The organism is Nostoc sp. (genome assembly GCF_036917515.1).
Classification (GTDB): domain Bacteria; phylum Cyanobacteriota; class Cyanobacteriia; order Cyanobacteriales; family Nostocaceae; genus Nostoc.
The window spans coordinates 42,232-64,508 of the sequence record NZ_JBALDE010000176.1; the positions used below are offsets into that span (position 1 = coordinate 42,232).

The 22,277-nt window shown below is 39.1% G+C and carries 20 protein-coding genes and 2 pseudogenes; 7 read left to right on the plus strand and 15 right to left on the minus strand.

Features of this window, described 5'->3' with window-relative positions; all coding sequences use genetic code 11:
• Position 1: 1 nt before the first annotated feature.
• The 5 genes from V7K89_RS23670 to V7K89_RS23690 all read right to left on the minus strand — a co-directional run bounded on the left by V7K89_RS23670 (position 2) and on the right by V7K89_RS23690 (position 2,135).
• Positions 2 to 283, minus strand: a complete 282-nt coding sequence (locus tag V7K89_RS23670) for a type II toxin-antitoxin system RelE family toxin (RefSeq protein ID WP_335191489.1) — start codon at positions 281 to 283, stop codon at positions 2 to 4.
• Positions 270 to 563: a type II toxin-antitoxin system Phd/YefM family antitoxin gene (locus V7K89_RS23675; protein WP_322656201.1), complete on the minus strand. Its 294-nt coding sequence runs from the start codon at positions 561 to 563 to the stop codon at positions 270 to 272. Before V7K89_RS23675 ends, V7K89_RS23670 begins: the two co-directional genes overlap by 14 nt.
• Before the next feature lie 124 nt (positions 564 to 687).
• Positions 688 to 1,137, minus strand: a complete 450-nt coding sequence (locus V7K89_RS23680) for an HNH endonuclease (protein WP_335191491.1) — start codon at positions 1,135 to 1,137, stop codon at positions 688 to 690.
• Between the two features lie 11 nt (positions 1,138 to 1,148).
• On the minus strand, positions 1,149 to 1,589 hold the full coding sequence (locus tag V7K89_RS23685; RefSeq protein ID WP_335191493.1) for a hypothetical protein: 441 nt from the start codon (positions 1,587 to 1,589) through the stop codon (positions 1,149 to 1,151).
• Between the two features lie 12 nt (positions 1,590 to 1,601).
• A complete protein-coding gene (locus tag V7K89_RS23690) occupies positions 1,602 to 2,135 on the minus strand; it encodes a hypothetical protein (RefSeq protein ID WP_335191496.1) in 534 nt (177 codons plus the stop codon).
• Positions 2,136 to 2,630: 495 nt separating this feature from the next.
• Between V7K89_RS23690 and recA the strand changes: the two genes are divergently transcribed.
• From recA to V7K89_RS23705, 3 genes and pseudogenes are all read left to right on the plus strand, one after another.
• Entirely contained in the window at positions 2,631 to 3,710 is a 1,080-nt protein-coding gene (gene recA / locus V7K89_RS23695) for a recombinase RecA (protein WP_292865143.1), read from the plus strand.
• A gap of 456 nt (positions 3,711 to 4,166) precedes the next feature.
• A complete protein-coding gene (locus V7K89_RS23700) occupies positions 4,167 to 4,493 on the plus strand; it encodes a thioredoxin family protein (protein ID WP_335191498.1) in 327 nt (108 codons plus the stop codon).
• A gap of 11 nt (positions 4,494 to 4,504) precedes the next feature.
• Positions 4,505 to 5,059: pseudogene (locus V7K89_RS23705) on the plus strand (IS1 family transposase); the annotation flags it as partial.
• Between the two features lie 4 nt (positions 5,060 to 5,063).
• Here V7K89_RS23705 and V7K89_RS23710 read toward each other — a convergent pair.
• Together V7K89_RS23710 and V7K89_RS23715 are read right to left on the minus strand one after the other, a co-directional pair.
• Positions 5,064 to 5,504, minus strand: coding sequence for a hypothetical protein (locus V7K89_RS23710; RefSeq protein ID WP_335191500.1), 441 nt, complete (start codon positions 5,502 to 5,504; stop codon positions 5,064 to 5,066).
• 502 nt (positions 5,505 to 6,006) lie between these two features.
• Positions 6,007 to 6,228, minus strand: a complete 222-nt coding sequence (locus V7K89_RS23715; RefSeq protein ID WP_335191502.1) for a type II toxin-antitoxin system HicB family antitoxin — start codon at positions 6,226 to 6,228, stop codon at positions 6,007 to 6,009.
• Positions 6,229 to 6,774: 546 nt separating this feature from the next.
• Here V7K89_RS23715 and V7K89_RS23720 point away from each other — a divergent pair.
• Complete coding sequence (locus V7K89_RS23720; protein WP_335191504.1) at positions 6,775 to 7,464, plus strand: hypothetical protein; 690 nt, start codon at positions 6,775 to 6,777, stop codon at positions 7,462 to 7,464.
• 181 nt (positions 7,465 to 7,645) lie between these two features.
• Here the strand turns inward: V7K89_RS23720 and bchH are convergent, their stop codons facing one another.
• From bchH to V7K89_RS23735, 3 genes are all read right to left on the minus strand, one after another.
• Positions 7,646 to 11,320 (minus strand): magnesium chelatase subunit H, encoded by a 3,675-nt coding sequence (gene bchH / locus V7K89_RS23725; protein WP_335191505.1) that lies wholly within the window; start codon positions 11,318 to 11,320, stop codon positions 7,646 to 7,648.
• An 84-nt stretch (positions 11,321 to 11,404) separates the two neighbouring features.
• The gene (locus tag V7K89_RS23730) at positions 11,405 to 12,010 is read right to left on the minus strand and encodes a hypothetical protein (RefSeq protein WP_335191507.1); all 606 of its coding nucleotides are present in this window, start codon (positions 12,008 to 12,010) and stop codon (positions 11,405 to 11,407) included.
• 14 nt (positions 12,011 to 12,024) lie between these two features.
• Entirely contained in the window at positions 12,025 to 13,179 is a 1,155-nt protein-coding gene (locus V7K89_RS23735) for an L-histidine N(alpha)-methyltransferase (RefSeq protein WP_335191509.1), read from the minus strand.
• Positions 13,180 to 13,738: 559 nt separating this feature from the next.
• Here V7K89_RS23735 and V7K89_RS23740 point away from each other — a divergent pair.
• Positions 13,739 to 14,680 (plus strand): N-acetylmuramoyl-L-alanine amidase, encoded by a 942-nt coding sequence (locus V7K89_RS23740; RefSeq protein WP_335191511.1) that lies wholly within the window; start codon positions 13,739 to 13,741, stop codon positions 14,678 to 14,680.
• Between the two features lie 145 nt (positions 14,681 to 14,825).
• On the opposite strand, the pseudogene V7K89_RS23745 reads toward V7K89_RS23740, so the two are convergent.
• From V7K89_RS23745 to V7K89_RS23755, 4 genes and pseudogenes are all read right to left on the minus strand, one after another.
• Positions 14,826 to 15,521 (minus strand): annotated as a pseudogene (locus V7K89_RS23745) (IS4 family transposase); the annotation flags it as partial.
• Between the two features lie 70 nt (positions 15,522 to 15,591).
• The gene (locus V7K89_RS36040; RefSeq protein WP_442941747.1) at positions 15,592 to 15,681 is read right to left on the minus strand and encodes an IS4/Tn5 family transposase DNA-binding protein; all 90 of its coding nucleotides are present in this window, start codon (positions 15,679 to 15,681) and stop codon (positions 15,592 to 15,594) included.
• Between the two features lie 837 nt (positions 15,682 to 16,518).
• On the minus strand, positions 16,519 to 18,102 hold the full coding sequence (locus V7K89_RS23750; RefSeq protein WP_335191513.1) for a mechanosensitive ion channel family protein: 1,584 nt from the start codon (positions 18,100 to 18,102) through the stop codon (positions 16,519 to 16,521).
• Between the two features lie 581 nt (positions 18,103 to 18,683).
• On the minus strand, positions 18,684 to 20,891 hold the full coding sequence (locus V7K89_RS23755; protein ID WP_335191514.1) for an EAL domain-containing protein: 2,208 nt from the start codon (positions 20,889 to 20,891) through the stop codon (positions 18,684 to 18,686).
• 368 nt (positions 20,892 to 21,259) lie between these two features.
• On the opposite strand from V7K89_RS23755, the gene V7K89_RS23760 reads away from it, so the two are divergent.
• A complete protein-coding gene (locus V7K89_RS23760) occupies positions 21,260 to 21,655 on the plus strand; it encodes a hypothetical protein (RefSeq protein ID WP_442941748.1) in 396 nt (131 codons plus the stop codon).
• 115 nt (positions 21,656 to 21,770) lie between these two features.
• Entirely contained in the window at positions 21,771 to 22,052 is a 282-nt protein-coding gene (locus tag V7K89_RS23765; RefSeq protein ID WP_335191518.1) for a hypothetical protein, read from the plus strand.
• A 22-nt stretch (positions 22,053 to 22,074) separates the two neighbouring features.
• Here the strand turns inward: V7K89_RS23765 and V7K89_RS23770 are convergent, their stop codons facing one another.
• Positions 22,075 to 22,179 (minus strand): hypothetical protein, encoded by a 105-nt coding sequence (locus V7K89_RS23770; RefSeq protein WP_335191529.1) that lies wholly within the window; start codon positions 22,177 to 22,179, stop codon positions 22,075 to 22,077.
• Between the last annotated feature and the right edge of the window lie 98 nt (positions 22,180 to 22,277).

The following is a 22,277-nucleotide window of genomic DNA, read 5'->3' on the forward strand; positions in this document are numbered from 1 at the left end:
GCTAACTCAGTAAACGCTTCAATCTTTTGTAAACATCATCATCATTACGCTTACCGACTAAAATCACTTCTATTAAATCTTGATCGGGAAAATACCTATAAATAATTCGATATTCACCACTATCAACTCGATATAAACCCTGATAACCAGATAGCTGCTCACTATCAGCGGGTAAAGGCTCAACATTCAAAGCCAAAACCTTTTTTGCAATCTGTGCTGCTATTTTCGGCTGTAAACCGTTCAGAAAATCAAGAACAGTTGCTAGACCATCAAGCTTCGCCATTAGCTAAATGCTCTAGTGCAGATGTAAAAGCCTCTGTACCAATCATTTTAGACTGACTCAGAGCAACTTCAGCGGCTTGACCAAAAACCATATCCTCTAATTCTTCCAGCCGATTAATTAATTTTTGGTAGCTTTCGGCTGAGATAATCACATGGCTAGGCCGTGATTGCTTAGTTAGTAGAACTGGCTCAGTAGCAGCCTTATCAAAAACCTCACCGTGTTTGTTACGAGCATCAGTCAAAGTGTAGGTCTGCATAGTAATTGTGACTATTTTAGACATTTTGACTATATTTTACAAGATAAATCTTCTCACCTCAATTCTGGATCAAGATAATACAGTGTTCATTATTGAATGTTAGATTTTCCAGTGGGTATTAAAGCAATAGGTGATTAGGCTATTTAGTTTAATCCTTCAAAGACTGGAGTAACTGGCTAGGACGTGCCATCTTTACAGCAAGATAAACATCGGGATAGTGAACAAATATATAGTGTTCATACTTGTACCAATGCATTTCACCCTTTTCTTTGTTACAAACCTCACAAATGACCCATAAATTCTTGAATTCCATTGATAACCAAGGATACTGTGACCGAGGTAGTTTGTGATCTATGTTCTTACCACCTTTATCAGAGTAGTGAGAGCCACAAATTGGACAGTACCAGTTGGAATTTTCTCTCACCCAATCTTTACTTTCTTGAGTTGTTCCACACTCAAAATGTCCATTAACATATCGCCAGTAATCGAATTTTCTATAATTTTCAAAATCTTGATTAGTTAGTCTGTTATATCGCTTGCTACCAATTTTATCCGCAAGCTCAAATAATTCTTTAAGTTCTTTATCTTTAAGGCTCATTGTCTTTCTCACTAAAATTTTACAGTTCTATATGACTTTTGATTAGATTTCTTCTGATATCTTTTGCTAGTCTCTTTACTGAAATCAATAAATTCTATTTCTGTATCAGGAAATTGCTTATCTATTTCGTCTGAAATCTCATTTACTTCTCTAGAGAAGTTTTGATTAAAATTTTCTATCTCTTTTATCGTGAGGTATTTATTTCCAATACGATCAACCTCTAAAAATAATTCCTCAAGTGTTAAATCTTCAACTTGATATCTATTTAAAATTTCCTCTATTTTTTGATAAAGATTAATAATATTATTCCATCCAATATTTTTATAAGATTTTTCTTTTAATAAAAATTGATCTTCTTTGTGAAGCTTACTTCGACTCTTTGAGTTAGCACGTTGAACATCACGATAACTCATTCCTTTAAAATTTCTTTTTTTCCCCTTTTTGTCAGTCATAGAGTCAGTCCTTTAGCCTAGCGTCCATTTAAAAAAAGTAATAACTGCTTTGCGAATCTCACTATCTTCATATTGGAGAATTTTTTTAGTATTCATAGCTAGCTGAAGCCTAATTTGATCAACTAAATTTTTCATAGCTTTATTGTCTTTTTGAAGTTGCTCATTTACTTCTGTTAAGTTTTTATTTTGAGAATATATTGTCTTGATTTCAACTTCTAAAATATTATTTCTCTGAGACAAGCCTTTAATTTCAGCTTCGTATTTTTCCCTTTCCTGTTTTTGATACTTTTTAACTTGGTCAATTTTGGCAGCATACTCCTGCTCCTTCAACTCAATCTTTTTAGTTTTTTTCGTTACCAGAGCTTTCTGAGCAGCTTGAAGACGCTGACGCTTAATTAGTTCAGAACCAGCAAAAAGCGAAATAGCTCTGCGAATGGTAATCTCATCAGGATTGGTACTAAAGTCAATTACTTCCAAAGCACGCATAGCATCTGCTTTTGTCCATGCCTCACTTTCAAGTAGCTTAATAGCCTGTGACTTATTCACGTTTGCTTAGAATAATAATTGTAATTTATATTACATTTATATCAGTATATAATTTCAATGCCAACAGGCTTTCTTCAACAAGGACGCTAACTTTACTAAACTTATCGATGCCGGAGAATACTGCGGTTTATGTTATAAGTGAGTAAGATTCAACGGTTTTATTGATTGATCGCGCCACCTTATACTAAGCTTTATATCTCTCCAAAATCAAGCAGTCTAACTATGTACACTGCGTAAGGTGAGTTTTTTAGGTAATTTTTTCTTTGAAAACCCTTGCTTACCCAGCTAAAAAAAGCTATCTCTGAATGCAAGTTGGTATCATTGTGCAAGACTACCCTAATCTGGTAGCGATCGAGTTACGATCTTGTCACACCCTTTTTTTGATTTGAGAAGTCCTATTCCAGAATTTTCTGGTTAAAATAGTATATCTGTTCTACTCAAACTCCAAAACCAACACTCCTTAAAACCATATATTTAGAGGCATTAGAGACAGGAATGGCTATCAACACCGATACTTCAGGCAAGCAAAAAGCGCTGACTATGGTGCTCAACCAGATTGAGCGCAGCTTTGGTAAAGGAGCAATCATGCGCTTGGGCGATGCCACCCGGATGCGGGTGGAAACGATTTCCAGTGGGGCGCTCACCCTAGATTTAGCATTGGGTGGTGGTTTACCCAAGGGGCGGGTAATAGAAATTTATGGCCCAGAAAGTTCTGGTAAGACTACAGTAGCACTACATGCGCTCGCCGAAGTGCAAAGAAATGGCGGTATTGCTGCCTTTGTTGATGCTGAACACGCCCTAGACCCTACTTATGCTGCGGCATTAGGTGTAGATATTGACAATCTGCTGATTTCCCAACCTGACACAGGCGAATCAGCTTTGGAAATTGTCGATCAGCTCGTTCGTTCTGCTGCGGTTGATATTGTAGTTATAGACTCAGTAGCAGCGTTGGTTCCCCGTGCTGAAATTGAGGGCGATATGGGTGATGCTCACGTTGGTCTGCAAGCACGGTTAATGAGCCAAGCTCTACGTAAGATTACTGGTAATATTGGTAAATCCGGTTGTACAGTAATTTTCATCAACCAGTTGCGGCAAAAAATCGGTGTTACTTACGGTAGCCCAGAAACCACAACTGGTGGTAATGCATTGAAGTTTTACGCTTCGGTGCGCTTGGACATTCGCCGAATTCAAACCTTGAAAAAAGGTACAGATGAATTTGGTAATCGTGTAAAAGTCAAAGTCGCCAAAAATAAAGTAGCGCCGCCTTTTAGAATAGCGGAATTTGACATTATTTTTGGTAAAGGTATTTCTACCTTGGGTTGTCTTGTTGACTTAGCAGAAGAAACTGGCATTATTGTCCGCAAAGGAGCTTGGTATAGTTACAATGGCGATAATATCTCCCAAGGACGAGATAACGCCATTAAGTATTTAGAAGAAAAGCCTGAATTTGCTGAAGAAATTAAGAAACTAGTGCGTGAAAAGCTAGATAAAGGCGCTGTTGTTTCTGCTAACTCCGTAGCTAAAGCCAGTGACGAAGATGAAGAGGAAGAAGTAGATTTAGAGCCAGAAGAATAAGGAATTTGGATTTATTAATCTGCAATTGCTAATAGATGGTGCGTTACAAAGACAGCTAACGCACCTTATTTTTTTGAATCGAGATTTGGATATTGTTAAATACAAGCTCAAATCCAGATAGTGAATAGCTTTCAACTGACCTTCACATCCTACTTGATATTTGGACGTAGGAGTAGCTCGCACTTCTCTACGAGAGGCTGCACGTAGCTTGCTTCCACGTTCGCGTAGCGTGCCGTAGGCAAGTGGTACGACTTGACTCAGTAACCATCGTAGACATCACACTGGTTTGTCACCAATGAACCTATGAATTAAAACTTGACAGACTACTATTAGAGAAAAATGAAAAATACTGGATCGGGGTTTCAGCCTTAGATTGACACTAATGACCAGCTATATGGTAATATTTCATGGCATTATGCTAAAAAACTTTGTTTATAATCAAAGAGTAGCCAACCCATGAGTTTAGCTGTAATTAAGTTCTCTTCAGAAGAGTGCGGCATCTGCCATAAAATGTCTTTTTATGACAAAAAAGTGGCTGAAGAACTGGGTTTAGAGTTTATCGATGTAAAGATGCAAGATACAACTGCTTACCGCAAGTATCGCAAGGTTTTATTGACTCAATATCCCGATAAATCAGAAATGGGATGGCCTACTTACATTATCTGCAATTCTCCAGAGGGGGAATTTCAAATTGTTGGTGAAGTAAAAGGAGGTCATCCCAAAGGGGAGTTTAGAAGCCGTCTGCAAGAAGTTCTGGCGTTGCATAACAAAGGGATGAATTGAGGTGTTCTACTGTGCAGTGTCCATACTGTGAGTCTACGGAGATCAGAAAAAACGAAAAGCGGCGAGGTAACACAATTAGATATGTGTTAAGTGTGGTCGTCAATTTATTGATGTTTATAGTCCACCAAGAGGTCCTCAAATCAGGTAAAACAAGAATGCCTAAAAGCCGACGTTAATGGTATGGGGCTGCGAGCCATTGAGCATGACAAAGGTGTTGATCATACAACTGTAATTTACTAGCTAAAACAAATCAATGAGCAACTTCCAGATACACCACTAACACCCGAGATACCAACGGTTGGCGAGTTAGATGAACTGGAAACTTTTACCAGTTCAAAAAAACAAAATTTGGTTGTCGACGGCTGTAAATCACTTTCGTGTTGGCGAAGCCTCTCGAAGAGAAGGTATTCTAACTTGGGTTTTAGGAGATCATAGTGCCGAAACATTTCAACCTTTGTGGTCGGAAAGTTTGCTGTTGGCAATATTATTTCTACGTCACAGATGGATGGAAAGTTTATGCCAGTTTTATTCCACCAGCAGACCATATGATCAGCAAGATATATATTTTACTCAACTCACGATCGCACCCGACACCCCATTCATAGATCCATTTACAGAAGAATGCTGAACAGAATCGGCTGCTAAAGAATTGGTAACTTTGGAATTGTCTAGTACGCTTCGCTTTTTCTTGGTATTACCTCGTCTAGCACCACCCGCCATCTCATATTCTGGGCTGGTTTTACCGTAACGGCTGCCAACTCCTAGTAACATTTTTTCTGACATCGTTATTACAGCCTGTTCGGCGTTATTCACATCATCTGTGAGTTTGTCAATAGTAGATAATGCAGTGTTGTAGGCAGCAAGCTTAGACCGGAGATCGTTAATTGTCATGGTGTAAGCTTGTATAGTCAATCCTTCCCCAAAGTCAAGTTCTACACTGATAGATTGTAAACTTTCAATCCGGCGATCAGCTCGTTCTAAAACGCTGGAATTTCTTTTACGACGTGCCATAATGCATCTTTGCTATTAATTTATTAGTACTGTTTTATACCAAAGTATTTCTGATTGTCATGGGAAAATATAACAAATCAGTCACGATCACATCTTTAATAGTTTAGTTAATTTCACTTAGACTATATTTTCTCCCAGGTATTAAATAGATTCATAATTTAATTACAACAATTGCTGCAATAAAACTTAAGCCTTTCTTATATATGGAAGAACATTTGTTGCAAAGTATTAAACAATTGCTGCAACGATTTATACATTTGCAAGAAAACTTAAGCCTTTCTTATATATGGAAAAGCATTTGTTGCAAAGTATTAAGCCTTTGCAGCAACGACTTATACATTTGCAAGAAAAACTTAAGCCTTTCTTATACATGAAGTAATCTTAGCTGCAAAGGTTTAAATTTTCACAGTCTCAAGCGTAGGAGCGTAGGCGTAGCCCGTCGTAGACATCGCTTTTGCTTGTTGTCTGAGATAATACCTCTGAATCAATTCACATCTTTTCACTATAATTTGACAGTAATCTGTTCACAGACGACATCTTTACCGGAGAGTTGTTGCTCTACGAGTTCCCGATTTGATATTAGAATTAACTCTATCGCTTCCCGTAGACTTTCTCTAGCTTCTTCCAAAGTTATCTCTTGGACATTTGCACCAGGTAACTCTTGAACGTAGCCAATATACCAATCATTTAACTGTTCATATACAGCAGTAAAAGAATTTTCCATACCTAACCTCAAAGACCTCAATTAAAATCTATAACTAGATTAGCTTTTGCATTCCAGCCACAACAATTTCTACCAGGTTATCTGATAAAGTTAGAAGCGGCTTTTGGAGTCCCCATTCTTTAACTTTACTTGCTGAAACGCCATGAAGCGTTGCATTCTGCAGAACTTTTGCGAGTCTTACAACTTCAACCCAGTTAGAAATAGGTTGAGATTTAACTATCCAATGTTCGATGATTTCTTGATCTCCATTTCCAAGACTGAGAAAATCTGCAAGTGCGCTCTTTCCTTCAATTGATGGATAATATGAAAAGCTTATGAGATAAAGTTTGAAGAGCTTTATGGTAAAAAAAGATAAGTTTATGAGGCTTATTCTAACAGCTTAATAGCTGTTTATATCGCCCAGTCAGAATTACTAAACTGCAAGTTTTTTTAAATTATATTGCTCAATTGAGACCAGGTTACGTCCGAGATTTATAGTTTTCAAAACAGCGAACTTGAATTAGCGCCATATTTAGAGAAACTTTAATCTTGGAGGAAAATACAGTTATGGTTACAAACGCCTACAGTTACAACGGAAATCTTAGTGATTTTGCAACTGCTATTCAGGGCAGGTACAATGAAGGATACGACTTAGTTGATGTTGAATACGGCAATGGTACTTGGTTTGGGGTTTTTCAAGACAAACCAGATGGTAACGCTTATAACTACACAGGTAAGTTTGGTGATTTTACAACTGCTATTCAGAGCAGGTACAATCAAGGATACGATTTAGTTGATGTTGACTACGGCAATGGTACTTGGTTTGGGGTTTTTCAAGACACACCAAGTAATAGTGCTTATAACTACAATGGAAATCTTGGTGATTTTACAACTGCTATTCAGGGCAGGTACAATCAAGGATATGACTTAGTTGATGTTGAATACGGCAATGGTACTTGGTTTGGGGTTTTTCAAGACAAACCAGGTGGTAACGCTTATAACTACACAAGTAGTCTTAGTGATTTGACAACTGCTATTCAGAGCAGGTGGGATCAAGGATACGACTTAGTTGATGTAGAATACGGTAATGGTACTTGGTTTGGGATTTTTCAAGACACACCAGGTACTAGTGCTTATAACTACGCAAGTAATTTTAGTGATTTTACAGCTGCTATTCAGAGCAGGTGGAATCAAGGATACGACTTAGTTAATGTAGGATACGGCAATGGTACTTGGTTTGGGGTTTTTGAGCAATAAATAGCTTTAGTTTTATATCACTGTGTGATATTTATAGCAGTTTTCAATTGAACGGAATACACCCTTTGAAAATTAAAGTTAGAGTAGGGTAGCACAGTTAGTTGTACTACCCTTGCAAATTGCTGTAAGCCTGGTATGTAGCAGGGCGCTGGTTAAAAAGAATCGCATTTTTGATGTTTTATTAAACTGTCACTCCCTCCAACTCTTCATCTGTCAACTCATACAATTGCCGCAACTTATCTAACTTCTCATCATCAGCTTCCCAGAAACCCCGCCCATGCGCTTCCAACATTCTCCCTAAAATATTGCGAAAAGCTTCAGGATTTGCTTTGCGTAATTTATCCGCCATCTCTGCATCTAATGCATAAGTATCAGCGGCTTGGTCATAAACCCAATCATCGCTAAAATCGGCAGTACCACCCCAACCAATCAACGCTGTCATCCGTTGGGAAATTTCAAAAGCACCACCAGAACCTTGATTCACCATCGCTTGCGCCCATTTGGGATTTACCAACTTAGTGCGGTATTCCATTCGCAGCAAATCATCTAACTTGCGCGGTGTAGTATCCTTCGAGAAACTTTCCACAAAACTGGTTGTAACCTTCTTACCACCTTGTTTTTCTGCTGCCTTTTTCAAACCGCCGGTATTAGCGTAATATTCTTGAATATCAGTTAAACCATATTCTACCGAATCGATTTCTTGAACAATGCGATCGCTAGTTTTTAACAACGTATTCAACACTTCTGGTCTAGCTTGACCTTTATCTTCTCTCCCGTAGCTAAATACATTGCGACTTTGCCAAGTATTACCTAACTCCTCGCCAGATTCCCAGTTACCATCCACAACTTGATCATTCACCAAAGAACCAAAATCACCCGCCGGATTAGAAAACAATCTCGCCGATGCATTTTCCACACCTTGGGCTTTTAAAGCTAAAGCGTGTTTCCTAATAAAATTCTGATCATCCGCTTCATCAGCATCAGCCGCCCGTTGAAATAAATCATCCAACAATTCGATAATATTGACAAAACTATCCCGGAAAATCCCAGACAAATTACCTAACACATCAATGCGGGGATGTCCAACCTCCGCCAACGGCTTCAATTCATAACGAACAACTCTACCAGTTCCTTCCTTAACAGGTTCAGCTCCCACCAATTCCAACAAAATCCCCAAAGATTCACCCTTAGTTTTAATCGCATCTAATCCCCACAACATCACCGCCACCGTTTCTGGATATTTCCCATGTTCATCCAAATGCTGGGCGATAATTTTTTGAGCAATTTCCCGTCCCCGTTCATAAGCAGCAGGTGAAGGCATCCGATAAGGATCTAAAGCATGAATATTTCTCCCAGTCGGTAAAACACCAGCCCCATCCCGCAACAAATCCCCACCAGGCATAGGCGGAATATATTCCCCATTCAATCCCCTTAACAAATTCGTTAACTCATCCGTAGATTGCATTAACAAATCCCTTATTAGTTTTTCCTCTTCTTCTCTTTCTTGGTTTATTCCTTCCTCCTCCCCAAAATATGCCTCCAAATAAGAAGCCAATTCCTCTTCATTCGGTGCTTCCCCCAAAGTATGCAACCCAGCAGAAAACAACCGATTTTCTAAAACCTGCAAATATTCATACAACTCCACTAAATAATCATCAAAAGCATGACCGCTAAACATCCGCACATTTTCTGGAGTAAACGCAATCCCCAACCGTTTAGCATCCTCAAACGGACAATCTGCATCTAAACCAGAGTCCACAATTTTTTTACAAATCCCTTCCTTCAAAACATAATTCTTTTGTGGATCTTCGCGATACTCCGAAATCAAATCACGCAATGCCACCAATTCCTTATACAAACCTGCACGACCATAAGGCGGTACATTGTGAGAAATCAACACACCATAACCGCGACGTTTTGCCAATATTGATTCAGACGGATTATTCGCCGCATATATATATAGATTAGGCAAATTTCCTAACAAAATATCCGACCAAGAATAACCCGTATTACCCAACGGAGAACCAGGCAACCATTCTACCGTCCCATGCATTCCAAAGTGAACTACAGCATCAGCTTGAAACTCATTTTGTAACCATTTATAATAAGCAGCATATTGCGGATGTGGTGTTAAATCTCGTTCAAACATTAAGCGCATCGGGTCGCCTTGTATTCCCAAAGGTGGTTGTACACCTATCCAGACATTTCCTAATTGCACACCGCCAATTTGAAATTCATCGCCATAAGTTTTAATACCAGTTCCCGTGAGAGATTTCCATTGTTTCTCGATGCGGGAGGTTTGCAGATATCCCAGCCATTTTTCTAAAGTACGGGCATTAACAGACGTAGGGATATTTTTTGTATCATCAATTTCATCCGCCTCTTTCAAAGAGTGAATCAATTCTTCCCCATCATCAGGTAAATCTCCCACGGTATAACCTTGTTCTTTGAGTGCATGGAGAAACTTCAGCAGACTACGCGGCACATTTAATAATGCAGCTGTACCGACAGCACCATAACCTGGGGGAAACCCATATAAAATAATGGTAATCTTGCGTTCTGATGCAGGTTTTTGCCGTAAAGCTACCCAACTTTTCACCCTACCAATTAATCGCTCCACCCGTTCGGGAACCAGATAAATATTTTCGCCCACCAAGCCACCAAGGGGAACAGTATCAATAGCGCCATCCAATTCTGGTAATGCGTACAACACGACACTTTGCAATCCGCCGACACCTTGGCGCGTCCACGAGGAAATATCTTGAATTAATAATGGCGCAGCAACAATATAAGGTACATTCTTGGCAGTGAGGATGCGCTTTGCTACTTCTATTTGACGCCCAGCTTCCATTGAACCAGCCGGGCCACCCACTAGAGGAAAGCCAATTGTGGAAACGATCGCATCTACTTTTACTGCTTCACTTGATAGTGAGGGAGTTTCTATATTACCTAATTGTCGTTGCTGAATTTCATAGTCGGTTGTCATCAAATCTCGTACCGCCACGTGTCCTTCTACGCCGTTGATGAAAATGGGTAAAGGAGTTAACCCAGCTTTTTCAAAACTGCGAATTAGTTGGGGAATGTAAGGTTGTTTGGTGATGACGTGTTTTCGGTAGAGGAGAATTCCGATAACTGGGGGGACGGGATTAGGGGAGGAGACGCGATGAATCGCGTCTCTACAATGGGTTTTATACCATTCCAAATACTCGCGGGGCGATTCAAAAAACCCTGGATAGTCGGGATGGAGTAATCCAATGTTGGGGGTTTCGACTATCGGGGGAATGTCGCCGACTTTTAAACCTAAGTATTTTTCTGCTAGTGTCCAGAATAATGAAGCGACGTTTTCTGAACCGCCAGCATTCCAGTAACCGTAGATAATTAACCAGTTGCGTAAGTCTTGGACTTTTTGCACTGGCACATATTTCAGTAGTTTGGGGCCAATTTTTAAGAAGCTGATGTAACCAGCGAGTTTGTCTTCTTCTCGTCCATTACTAAATTTGTCGAGGATGAATTTAACTGGTTTGGGCATTCCTTTGGGTTTGTCGCCAATGGCAAAATCACCCACTTTGGTTAAACTTATCAATTCCAAGGCTGACTCAAAGACTAGACGGATGGGAATTTGGGAAATGCGATCGCGCAACCACACAACCTGGTCATAATCAAATAGTAGGCTACCAAAAAACACATCAGCGCCATCAAGTGCCGCTTCTACCTCAGTGCGTTTGTTGGTAAGATCGCGATCGCTAAATACCCGAATATCCAACTCAGGACAGCGAGAGTTAGCCAAAAAGGCTGCTTTTCTGTACAAGTCAGCGTTGAATGATTCAAACCCAGCAATCAAGACGATGCGTTTCATGCCTGTAAGCTACGAAATATTTCTTTACTTAAATTTTAAACGTGCTTTCAGGCTGATTGTTAAATATCTACCCACAGATTCCGGTCAGTAATTCCTTGAAGGGGTTAGAACTTCACTATCACCACTGCCTTTTAGATATTTTGATTTTAAAAAAGTTGTGATATGTTGAGTCAAATTAAGTGCTTCATTGAACTCTTTTGACTGCTGTAGCGCTTCGTATAGCAAACGAATTTTTTGTGCTGACAAGTTTGTGAATGTACGCAACTCGGTAATATCTAATCTCCGGTTAAACTCATTAGCAGTATGCCGCCATTGATGTAGAAGCGAAAACAACTCTCTATCTTGACGCTCTGCAAAAACATCAGATGCAATCGCGGTTTCCGTCACTGATATAATTAATCGCGGAAAGACTATTGGTCGTCCCGGCTTATGTGAGTTGGGATTGAAGCGGCTATCAGATAGAATTACCTCATTTGATCTGCACTCATTCAGTAAGGCACGCAGAAATTCTATCCTCTTTTCGTTCGCTGATGCCCATCGTTCGCCAAAAATCCCAGTAATTGTTGCTAATAATCCCAGACCTGTTAGTATTGGTTCCAAATTTTTTTCATCTCTAGTCCACCAGAAGGCAGCTAGAATAAATCCCAGAAGTAAAGGGAAAAACGTGATAAAGGTCACTAGGTTTTTCATACTCATCTCACATCTTACCGTTTAGACCATATATCATTCGCTACAGAAGAATTATTGTTAATTCCTGAAGAGTCAGGGGCAAGTAAGATTAAATCCATGCCAAATCCATTCTTTAAACGTGGTTCCAATACTGTGTGTAGCCTATCAACCAGCACCAGATTACTGTCTGATATAGTTTGCTCGATGCCATTAGAAGTATATTTCCGAGTTAAATATAAACGAATGGTATCTTGGTCTTCAAAATTTATTACCGATCGGTCAGGTAACATGACCTCAATTTTATTTCCAGTTAGGTTACGATACAGGATTTTTATCAAAATTCCTCTATTAGTTTCTACGGTACCATCAAAAAATACACTATTTAAGTCGATATGTAAGTCAGTATTTTGTAGCAATGCACTGGTGACAAACTCTTTAAACGATCTAGTCTTCGCGTATTCTTTCGCCGCATTTTGTGCCGCTTCTTCGCTTAATTCTTCAGTGATAGCTACTTCTAATAGTAGCCTATCTTTACTTCGCATTAGTTTAGAAAGAGTTTGCAAAAGTTCTGTATCTTGTTGGAAATTAGCTAATGTGTTCCCCAATAGCGAAAATAGCACGGGACTGTTATTGATAACTCTATCTAGTAGTTTTCGTAACTCGTCAACATTTCTCTCAATTGAGAAGTCAACTTGAATTGGCAACACATGGCTACCTTGCAATTGCGAGCCTCTCGTTGCCCGTTGTACACCTAACCTTAACATCTCCGAACTCATATCAACTGGAAAGTAAAAGAGATCGGGATTTGCGTTAAACAATAAACTTAAAATATGTTGGTCTTTTTCACCCGTGCCTACGCCTAAACTTACATAATGATATTTCTGATCTTTGATATTATTAGCATTAATTTGATGCCATCGATATCTAAAAGACTCTATACTCTCTTTCATCACGAGATAGAATCGATCGTTACAGGCATGATCCCAGGCGATCGTTGGGCCTATTCCCCAATAGGAAAAACCTGACAAAATCTCTTTTCCATCGCCTGTTGCAGAAAATTCTCCTCTCAATTCCTGCGTGAGTTCTGCAAGTTTGTTAGATTGATCTTCCCCTATAAAGCAGAGAGTCCACCCTAAGCCGGGTTCATTGATGGAATTCTCCAGTAGCTTCACAAAATTTAAAGATCCCATGTTGAGCCTTGTTTCTTGAGCAGTTTATTTGATAAATCTCGCACAGGTGTATAGAAGCGATCGCGTATTTATTAATACTGTAAAGCATTATGTGTTAAGCTGCTCTGGGTTAACAGGAAGCCAAGGGTAGAGTCTGTCAAGGGTTTACGACCTTATAAACCCAGGTTCACATCAGGGAGTGCGTTTGATTTCGGGATTTGGGCATCTAACTAAGTACTTTTGTCATGGCTTTCCACTTTTACAAAGCGTTATTATCTAAAGAATGGAGGCAATTACTAAATTTCAATTTATTGCAAAAATTTACTGGTTACTCTCGATATTGATAACTTATAATAGTTGTGTTTTTAGTTACAATATAACTTTGAATTAGTGGGTTTTACCAAATTAAAGTTCCTGTTCAAGTTTGCACAAAAACTTATTTGATATAATAGTGTAGTAATGCTGAAAAGAATGCAGCCATTGCTAACAAGTATTTAAACAAAGCTATTAACCAAAATTTGTCTATATAATTATAAGAGTTTTGAACTAGTGTAAAAACAAGTAAATTGAGGATTAAATAATGAAATTTGGAATTGATAGCGGGCACAATTGTCCACCAGATACAGGAGCTAGAGGAATCAAAGTTGAGGATAATTTAACTCTAGATGTAGGTAATAGAGTTATAGCCAAGTTAAGAGCTTTAGGAAATGAAGTCGTAGTATGTAAACCAAGTAGTGCTAGTACAGTACGTGAATCACTCTCAAAAAGATGTTCTACAGCTAATGCGAGTAAAGTAGATATTTACGTCTCAATTCATTTTAACTCTTTTAACGGGCAAGCTAATGGCACAGAAGTATTTGCAACTAGCGATACAGGTAGAAAAATTGCTAAACCTGTATTAGATGAAATCGTCAAGTTAGGATTTTTTAATCGTGGTGTTAAGAGTGGTTCCCACTTGTTTGTTCTAAAAAATACGGATATGCCTGCGATTCTTGTAGAAGGTTGCTTTGTGGATTCGCAAAAAGATATGAATCTTTTTAATCCTGAAGCAATGGCTAATGCAATTGTCAAAGGCTTAACTGGTAAGGTGGCAAGTGTTCCTGTTAACCCTGTACCAGATGAAGAAGATAATGTAGATACTACGATTCTCAGACTGCAAAAAGTCTTAAATCGACTAAAAATAACTGATAAAAATGGTAAGGCGTTAGTGGAAGATGGCTTCACAGGAGCTAACACCAAATCTGCTGTAGAAAAATTTCAGACTATTGTTGGGGTTCAGTCAACTGGAATTGCTAACGAAGCTACATGGAATGCCATAAATCAAATTTTGGCAAAACGAATACTTAGACCAAACCATGCCGGTAATGCAGTTGTCAAATACTTACAATACCGTTTAGGTGTTGATAATGATGGTGTCTACGGCCCGCAAACAGAGGTTGTAGTTAAGAACTTTCAAAAGCAAAATGGTTTAGATGCTGATGGAATTATCGGACCTGCTAGCTGGCAGAAATTAATTGGTTAGGCTGATGGGAACTAGAAACTAGAGACTGGGGTAGTAGTAGTGCTGAGTAAAGAAGTTGGGAATCTGACTTTTTTACTCAGAACTGTGGTATACCCAAAATCCCAAAACTTTCAGTTACCCTGAACTGGGAACCTGACTTTTCCCGTTAAGTCTCTTTTGCAAGCTTCCAACCCTCACAGAGGTCGTGTAATTTTAACCAGCCTCGCCACAGTACCTGGATGCCAATAAGTGTTTTGTTTCGATGTTCAAGGTAGCCGCCAAGACGAGCAATAGCTTCCACAGCCCAGCTAACTGTTAGCACCTTGGGTAGTTTAGGAGATTTAGCTTTCAAAATCCGAAACTCAAGGGGATTAAGAATTTCGATGGCGGGGGCTGAGGGCTGGGTACGGTGTAGATAAGTTAATTGCAGCAGTTCGACAGCAATCACACTCAAGAAACCAATTAAGGTTTTTATACCATCGGCAGTGAGTCTGTATCGTTCCACCTGACACCCCGACTTCAAAATTTTATGATATTCTTCCAGACGCCAACGATATGTATACCAGCGTAAAATCGTAGAAGCTGTTTGGATATCTGCGATAACTTCCGTGGTTAATAACATCCAATCTACGGGTGTTTCATCTTCTGGACAATCAACTTCTGTGGTATACACAGCATATACAGGTAGAGGATTACGGTTGTCAAAACGATAAGGGGTACGAAGATTAACCGGACAAAATCGTACAGCAAGCTTGGTTTTACGGGCAGGACGCTGTTTAGTCTGTGGTAATTCGATTTCTTGTTCAAAGCTGATAGGTTGTGCTTCTAACTTTGACCAAAGACACTCACTGTCAGAATATAAACATTTCCGCCGTCATTTGACAGTGCGGTTCAATCACCCTTGAAAATTCCACTTTTGGGTTAGCGAAAACTTACGGATCTCTCTTGAGTACTGTTCCACTACTGAAGATTTCCGATAGCGCTTTGCCAAATCCAAGACTGAGAGCATAGCCTATCGACATTGCACGCTCATTTAATCGGCGTTGGCGTTCGCGCAGCGTGTCGCTATGCGACTCAGCCTACCGTAGGTAATCGCCCAGTTCTAAGGTTGCAAAATTTTTTTCCCACCAATCCAGCATTGCTTGTTACCTTTAGCACCCGATTTCAATTACTGTACCGTATTTGCTGTACTATTTCTTAAATCCTTTACCAGCAAGCTTTTCGAGACTTAACGGGAAAAGTCAGAACTGGGAACAGGCTAAACCCTAGCTATCCATTAACAGAAATGTTTTACTTAATGAATAAGTGAAGGGGTTAATTTTAGCAAACTTACAATTATATTTTTGTTTATAACATCTTTGGCAAGCATCTAAACTATCAATCATTCTGGCATAATTTGTAATTCTTAAATCATTACCTATGTGCTAAATAATCCCAATAAAAAATGATTAGTAAGAGTGTGTTGTCTTTTTAGAGATAGGTAATAAATAAATAGTAAATGCCAAAGCACTAGAGATAGCATTTATATCGCTTAAAGCCATTAAGCTAAAATAATTAAAAGAAATAACCAGGGCGTAGGAAATCACCTATGCTGCTGACAATAATCTGTTCAACTTAACCAGATTTGCGTTTGATGAGCATCAATCGCATTTGGTAACAGGTAATTCCTATCGCTCTGGTGCTTTTTTGGCGGTGAAGTTTCGCCAAAAGTATAAAAGTAAAGGGCTTTTTAAGCCTATAACAATTATTAGTAAATAATTGTATAAATTGACACATTTTTCTAGCTTTCAAATTTATTTTTTATGTCATATTAATAACTATAAATCCGCCTAATGTAATGTATAAAAGAAAGTACCAAATTAACCTTCAACACTTTCAGCGCGCACAGGAATTACAATACCTTCCTGAAGCAGTGCATTCGTAAAAATCTTCCGAAGAACGCGCTGAATCTGAAGATGTTTTCCCGGTTTCACCTTCGTTAGTGTCCGCAGTAACAAGTTAGACTTTCCCAGACTTTCGACTCCATCCACCTGTGTGCCTTCGAGTACATCTGGATCGTCTGCTTTTAACTGCTGTCCCACCTCCTCAATTACTTTGTACACGTGCGTTAAGTTGGAATCATAAGGCACGCCAACTTCTACTACTGCAAAGATATACTGTTTGGAGTAATTAGTAATTGAGCCAATATCACCATTGCGAATAATCTGCAATTGACCATTAGGATGTCTGACACGAGTGGTTCTAAGTTCAATCGCCTCAACAATACCTTCGACAACTTTCTCTTCGACTTTTCCAGCTTCAATATAGTCACCTACTAAGTAGTAGTTTTCAAATAGAATAAAGAAGCCACAGACAATATCGTTAATTAATGTTTGTGTCCCTAACCCCACAGCGATTCCAACAATACCAGCACCTGCAAGTATGGGAGTTGGATCGATACTCAGGGCATAGAGAATGAAAACTGTAGCACCAAAGTAAATTAAGTATTGTAAGAAACTACGAAATAGAGGAACGAGCGTCAGGCGTCTACTTCTTTGAATATCAGTTAAATTCTGGTCTTTGAACAGCACCTCTTCAATAAATAAGTAAACGACCTCAAACAACACGCGACTAATGAAGATGATACCGATTATCTTGATAATTCGCGGCCCAAAAGTTGCGATATTGGCAATTAACTGCACTTGCTGAATTACCAATGTTACCATGCAGACATAAATCACAAATTCCAAGCAGCGCTTTAAAAAGGGTATCAGGTGTCGGAGGCGATCGTAGAATCTCAGTAGATTATCAGGATTAGAGTATCTAATGCTAAGAGCATCTAGGCTATCAATGATCGCAGCGACTGCTTTGAGTGTAAGCAAGCCGACGGCAATGATTAGATAGATTCGCAGCGCGATATACAAATTTTGCGAAACCGTTACTGGCAATTTGAGAAATTGGGCACACAAGATGATAGTCCATAGCCAGATTCCACCGCTAATTCTGTGATAGAGGGCGTTAAAGAAAGCATCAATACTTTCATCGTCAGCAGTATTTTTTTCTAAGTTCTTGGCGCGAGTGCTGGCTACCTTCAGCCAATATTTTAGAAATTTCAGGGCGATCGCCGCTAAAATCAAAGTGCCAATACTCTGAGCTATACTAATTCCTAGTGTCACCCAAAATCCTAATGGTATATGCTCAATCAACAAGAATGTGTATTGCTGAAGGTTTTCGCCGCGATAAACTAGATAACCATTAGCACCCACAATCATAATGCACAACACTACGCAAGCAAGTAACAATAACCCTGTGATATTTCGGCGGAGGGTTGTAATACTTCTATTGTCGCTTTTAAGTATAAAGGTTTTAGTAAATAGCTTGAATAATTTGCTGAAAACCCAGTTCAGTAATAAAAAAACAAAGATTATCAGGCTGACTTCAGCCAAAATAATTAATATATTCATATATGAACATAAAACTGAATCAATTTAATAGTTGTATATGAAAATATATTGAGAGCATCAAGGTATTTCTATACATAGATGATTATTATTTCATATAATCACAACTTGTCAAGCCATTAACATTTTATTCACACGTTCACTCTTTATGTTACCTTCACCGACTCTAAGTAAGTGAGAATAAATCAAAGTAAATTAAGTGATATAAAAAATCTTGAGATTAGTTTTTAGTGAGGGCTGAAGCTTTCATTTGTTCGCGTAGCGTCTTGCAGAGAGGACTAAAGTTCTCATTACAAACCTTTAATTATTTATGCCGCTTTACTTAAGCGATGCTGATAGATAATTACCCCTTCATCTATCCAATCAAGAAAAGCTTCTCGTTCCATTGAGATTCCTGAAAAATCATTCCAGCAACGGCTTGTGAAAAAGATTTACTAGCACTGTCAGGGGAAAATGATCACCCTTCCGACGAAAGCTGTAGGCAGGACAGTAAATAGTGGGTTAATGTATCTTTTCGTCTCCGTCTATTCGCGTTTTTACATCTTTCTAGCAATTTGAACTATGCAATTTACAAGCGTATCAGCTTATTTAATATCAGCATTCTCACAATCCATCTGCACCACACAATTTCTTCCTTGTGCTTTTGCCTGGTAGAGTCCTTGGTCAGCAGCAGCAATTAAAGTTGCAGGAGATAATTGGCTATGAGGATTGATGGTTGCTACACCAAGACTTAGAGTAATGAATTCACTGACCTGAGAATGGGGATGAGGCATTTGTAATGCACTAACATTGATTTGAATATCTCTTGCAACTGCAATGGCCGCTTCAATATCAATATTCGGTAAAATGACTGCAAACTCTTCTCCGCCATAACGAGCAACCAAATCAGCGGGATGTTTAACTGTCTGAGAGATTGCTTTAGCAACCTGTCTAAGTGCATCATCTCCTGCCAGATGCCCATGCGTATCGTTGTAAAGCTTAAAGTAATCGACATCACACAAAATCAAAGATAGCGAACCTTGCTCTCGTGCCAACCATTGCCACTGCGTGTTTAACGTGTCATCAAAGCAGCGTCGATTCGCCACTTGAGTTAAACAGGCAAGGCGCTGTAATTCCTGGTTTGCTTGTTGTAATTGGTGGTAAAGTTCTGATTGCTGAATAGCGATCGCAGCTTGACCTGCTAACTGGTTAAACAAGTTAATCTCTGATTGCTGCCATTGTCTGGGATGACGGCATTGGTGAGCAATCAATAGTCCCCACAAACGCCCTTGCTGCAAAATGGGTACGACAAGGTTTGCCCGGATTTGCAGACTCCGAAGGAGGGTAAGATGGCATGGCGATAATCCCGCAGTTTCAATATTTCCGATCGCTCTGCTGTTACCTTGTTGATAGTAAGCTGCACGCGTGGATTGAAAGCAGGTATCCATGACGTGATATCCCAAAATCGACATACACCCTTCTGCTAAAGATTCTACAGCGACTAACCCACTCCAGTCTGGCTTAAACTGATATATCACCACTCGGTCTACCTCAAACAGTTGTCGCACTTCGGCTACCGTGGTTTGCAAAATCTCGTCTAACTCCAAGGATTGTCGAATGCGCTGCGTCACATCTGCGACAATTCGCTCAGGCTCGTTTTGGTGTGGAACTTGCTCAACTACCTTAGAATGTGCTGATGCTACAGTTAACACGATCGGATCAAGGTGAGGAGTTGTAGTGACAGGCACTGCACTGGGTTTACCAATCAAATAGCCTTGAGCAAAATTTGCACCTCGTTCTCGCAGCCAATTCAATTCCTCAATGCATTCAATTCCTTCAGCAACAGTCTGGATGTTTAACTTTTGAGTAATCTCTAGAAGTTTCTCGGTAATCGAAGCTTTGTAAAGGTCTTGATGTACATCTCGAATTAACTCCATATCCAACTTGATAAAGTCTGGACGTAACTGATGCAGCAAGTTTAGGCTGGAATAGCCAGAACCAAGGTCATCAAGAGCGACTAAAAACCCAGCATCTCGGTAGTATTTAAGCACTGTCTTCAGGTGGGTTAAATCTTGAGGATTGTCTGATTCTACAACTTCAAAAACAACGCGATCGTGGGAAATTCCAGCAGTATCAATTGCTTCTACCGTCCTACGTAGGCAAAAAACTGGGTCATAAAGTGATGTTGGTGCAAAATTGATGAAGATGTGCCCACTCACTTGATAGCGGCTGAATTGAGTGATTGTGCTAAGGCGAGCAACTTGGTCAAGTTGTGGTATAAGTCCGGTTTCGGTTGCTAACTCCAGAATTGGTGTCGGTAGTACTAAATTGCCTTGTTCATCCAGTCCTCGCAAAAGCGATTCATATCCAAAAATTTGCGATGTATCGTTAATTGAGACAATTGGTTGAAAGTAACTAGTGAATCGTTCTGTTGCCAGCATTTCAACCAGCCAGTCGGATTGGTTCAACTTAATGAAGCGTTGTAATGAGGCTATGTCACTAAAATCATGGAGTTGAGGTTGGAAAGTGCCTTCAATAAAAAGGACTTGCGTCTCTTTTAATTCTCTTGGTGCAAGTAGTTTAGCCAGGTTACGAGCAATTTCTAGGGACTGTCCGGGTCTACACTCCAAACTCAAACCTGGTCGCTCGTGCATCAGTTCATACTTAAGGGCAAACTGCTGTAGGTAGGAGGTGACTTTTATCAGGGTATGTGAAACAGGGAACCAGAGAAAGAGCCTACCTGCTTCCTTAGTCCGGCAGCGTGCAACATTGCGACAAGCACAGGTTTTGGAGATAGGACATATTTGGCTCATAGCTAAATAATTTGCTCAATCCGATTTATTCTATTATTCCCACTATTTTTACTGTAAAAGATAAACTACACTTCAAATACATGAAGATTTGATGAGTTAAGTAAACTGAATAATTTAGCTGAGTAAGTGACTTTGCAACACATACCAAAAATTATACTAAAACCACAATTAATTGATGATATTTTTGTACATTCAATCAATAAAAAGAAAACTTATATTAATAATATTTAAGTTATAAAATAAAGGCAAAACTAGCCAGTTTAAAAATAGCTTTTAGCTAGATTAATTTAGATTAAATATATCTGTTTGAAGAATAAATCTACCTCAATAAATAACAAAATCTTTAAAAAAAGTTAATAAATATCAAGTTGGTATTGGCAGATAGCCTTTATGGAGAGAGTGGAGATGTCATCAGGGTATTAGAAAAATTAAACCTAGAATTTATCGTGGCAATTCGTTCCAATCATGGTGTGTTGATGCCAGCTAAAAGCCGGAAGCGTTATAACAGATGGAAAGCATATCAGCAAAAGCTTTCACATCGTCAAACAGAAACTCGCTATCTCAGAGAAATCATCTTTGGTCAACCTCGTCACTTGAGATATTACCAAATCAGTAAAAGTAATCTTCCTAACCCTATAGGAGATGAAAGCTGGTACGTTATGACTAATTTATCTGTTGACTTTCAACTCAACGTTGCTCAACTTTATAGTTTGAGAAACTGGATTAAATATGGCTTTAAACAAGTTAAAAATGAACTTGGCTAGACTGATTTTCGTTTGACAGACTATGAAAGTATTGAGCGCTGGTGGGAGATAATTTTTAGTGCTTATCTTTTAGTCAGCATTCAAGTGACTTATTTCCAATTTTATTGTTGAGAAGGTGATAGCTGAAAATCTTCCAAATTCTAGCCCTGATTCCTCTTCATTCATCAATGCATCAACTACTCAATTTAGCCAACATCGGGAGTGGTCAGTAGGCATGACATGGAAAAGTTCCCTGAATAACTTGAGACTAATTATTCAGCCTTATATCTTCTACCATTTGCTGTTACCTTGGTTAGATGTATTCAACATTCCTGGGATGAGACGCTGTTTCCTTAAGTTAATTGAATTGATGAATGGTTTTCGAGCTTCTCCGATTCCTTTCTCCATTGCTAGTTAATCTTCTCTCTATTTTTCTTTCCCTAAAGTAACAAAAGAGGGTTGATATTAACATCGATCATCTGATCCCACTCTTCAACCTTTACTTGATCGAGGGGAGAAAGCGGCATCAACCCGGCATTATTGATTAGCGGGACTTAAACAAAAGTGAAAGACAAAAAAAGGTATAATGCGTAACCAGATTAGCTTTCAGGTTGTAAAAGCCCGATGAAAGAAACGACCCCCG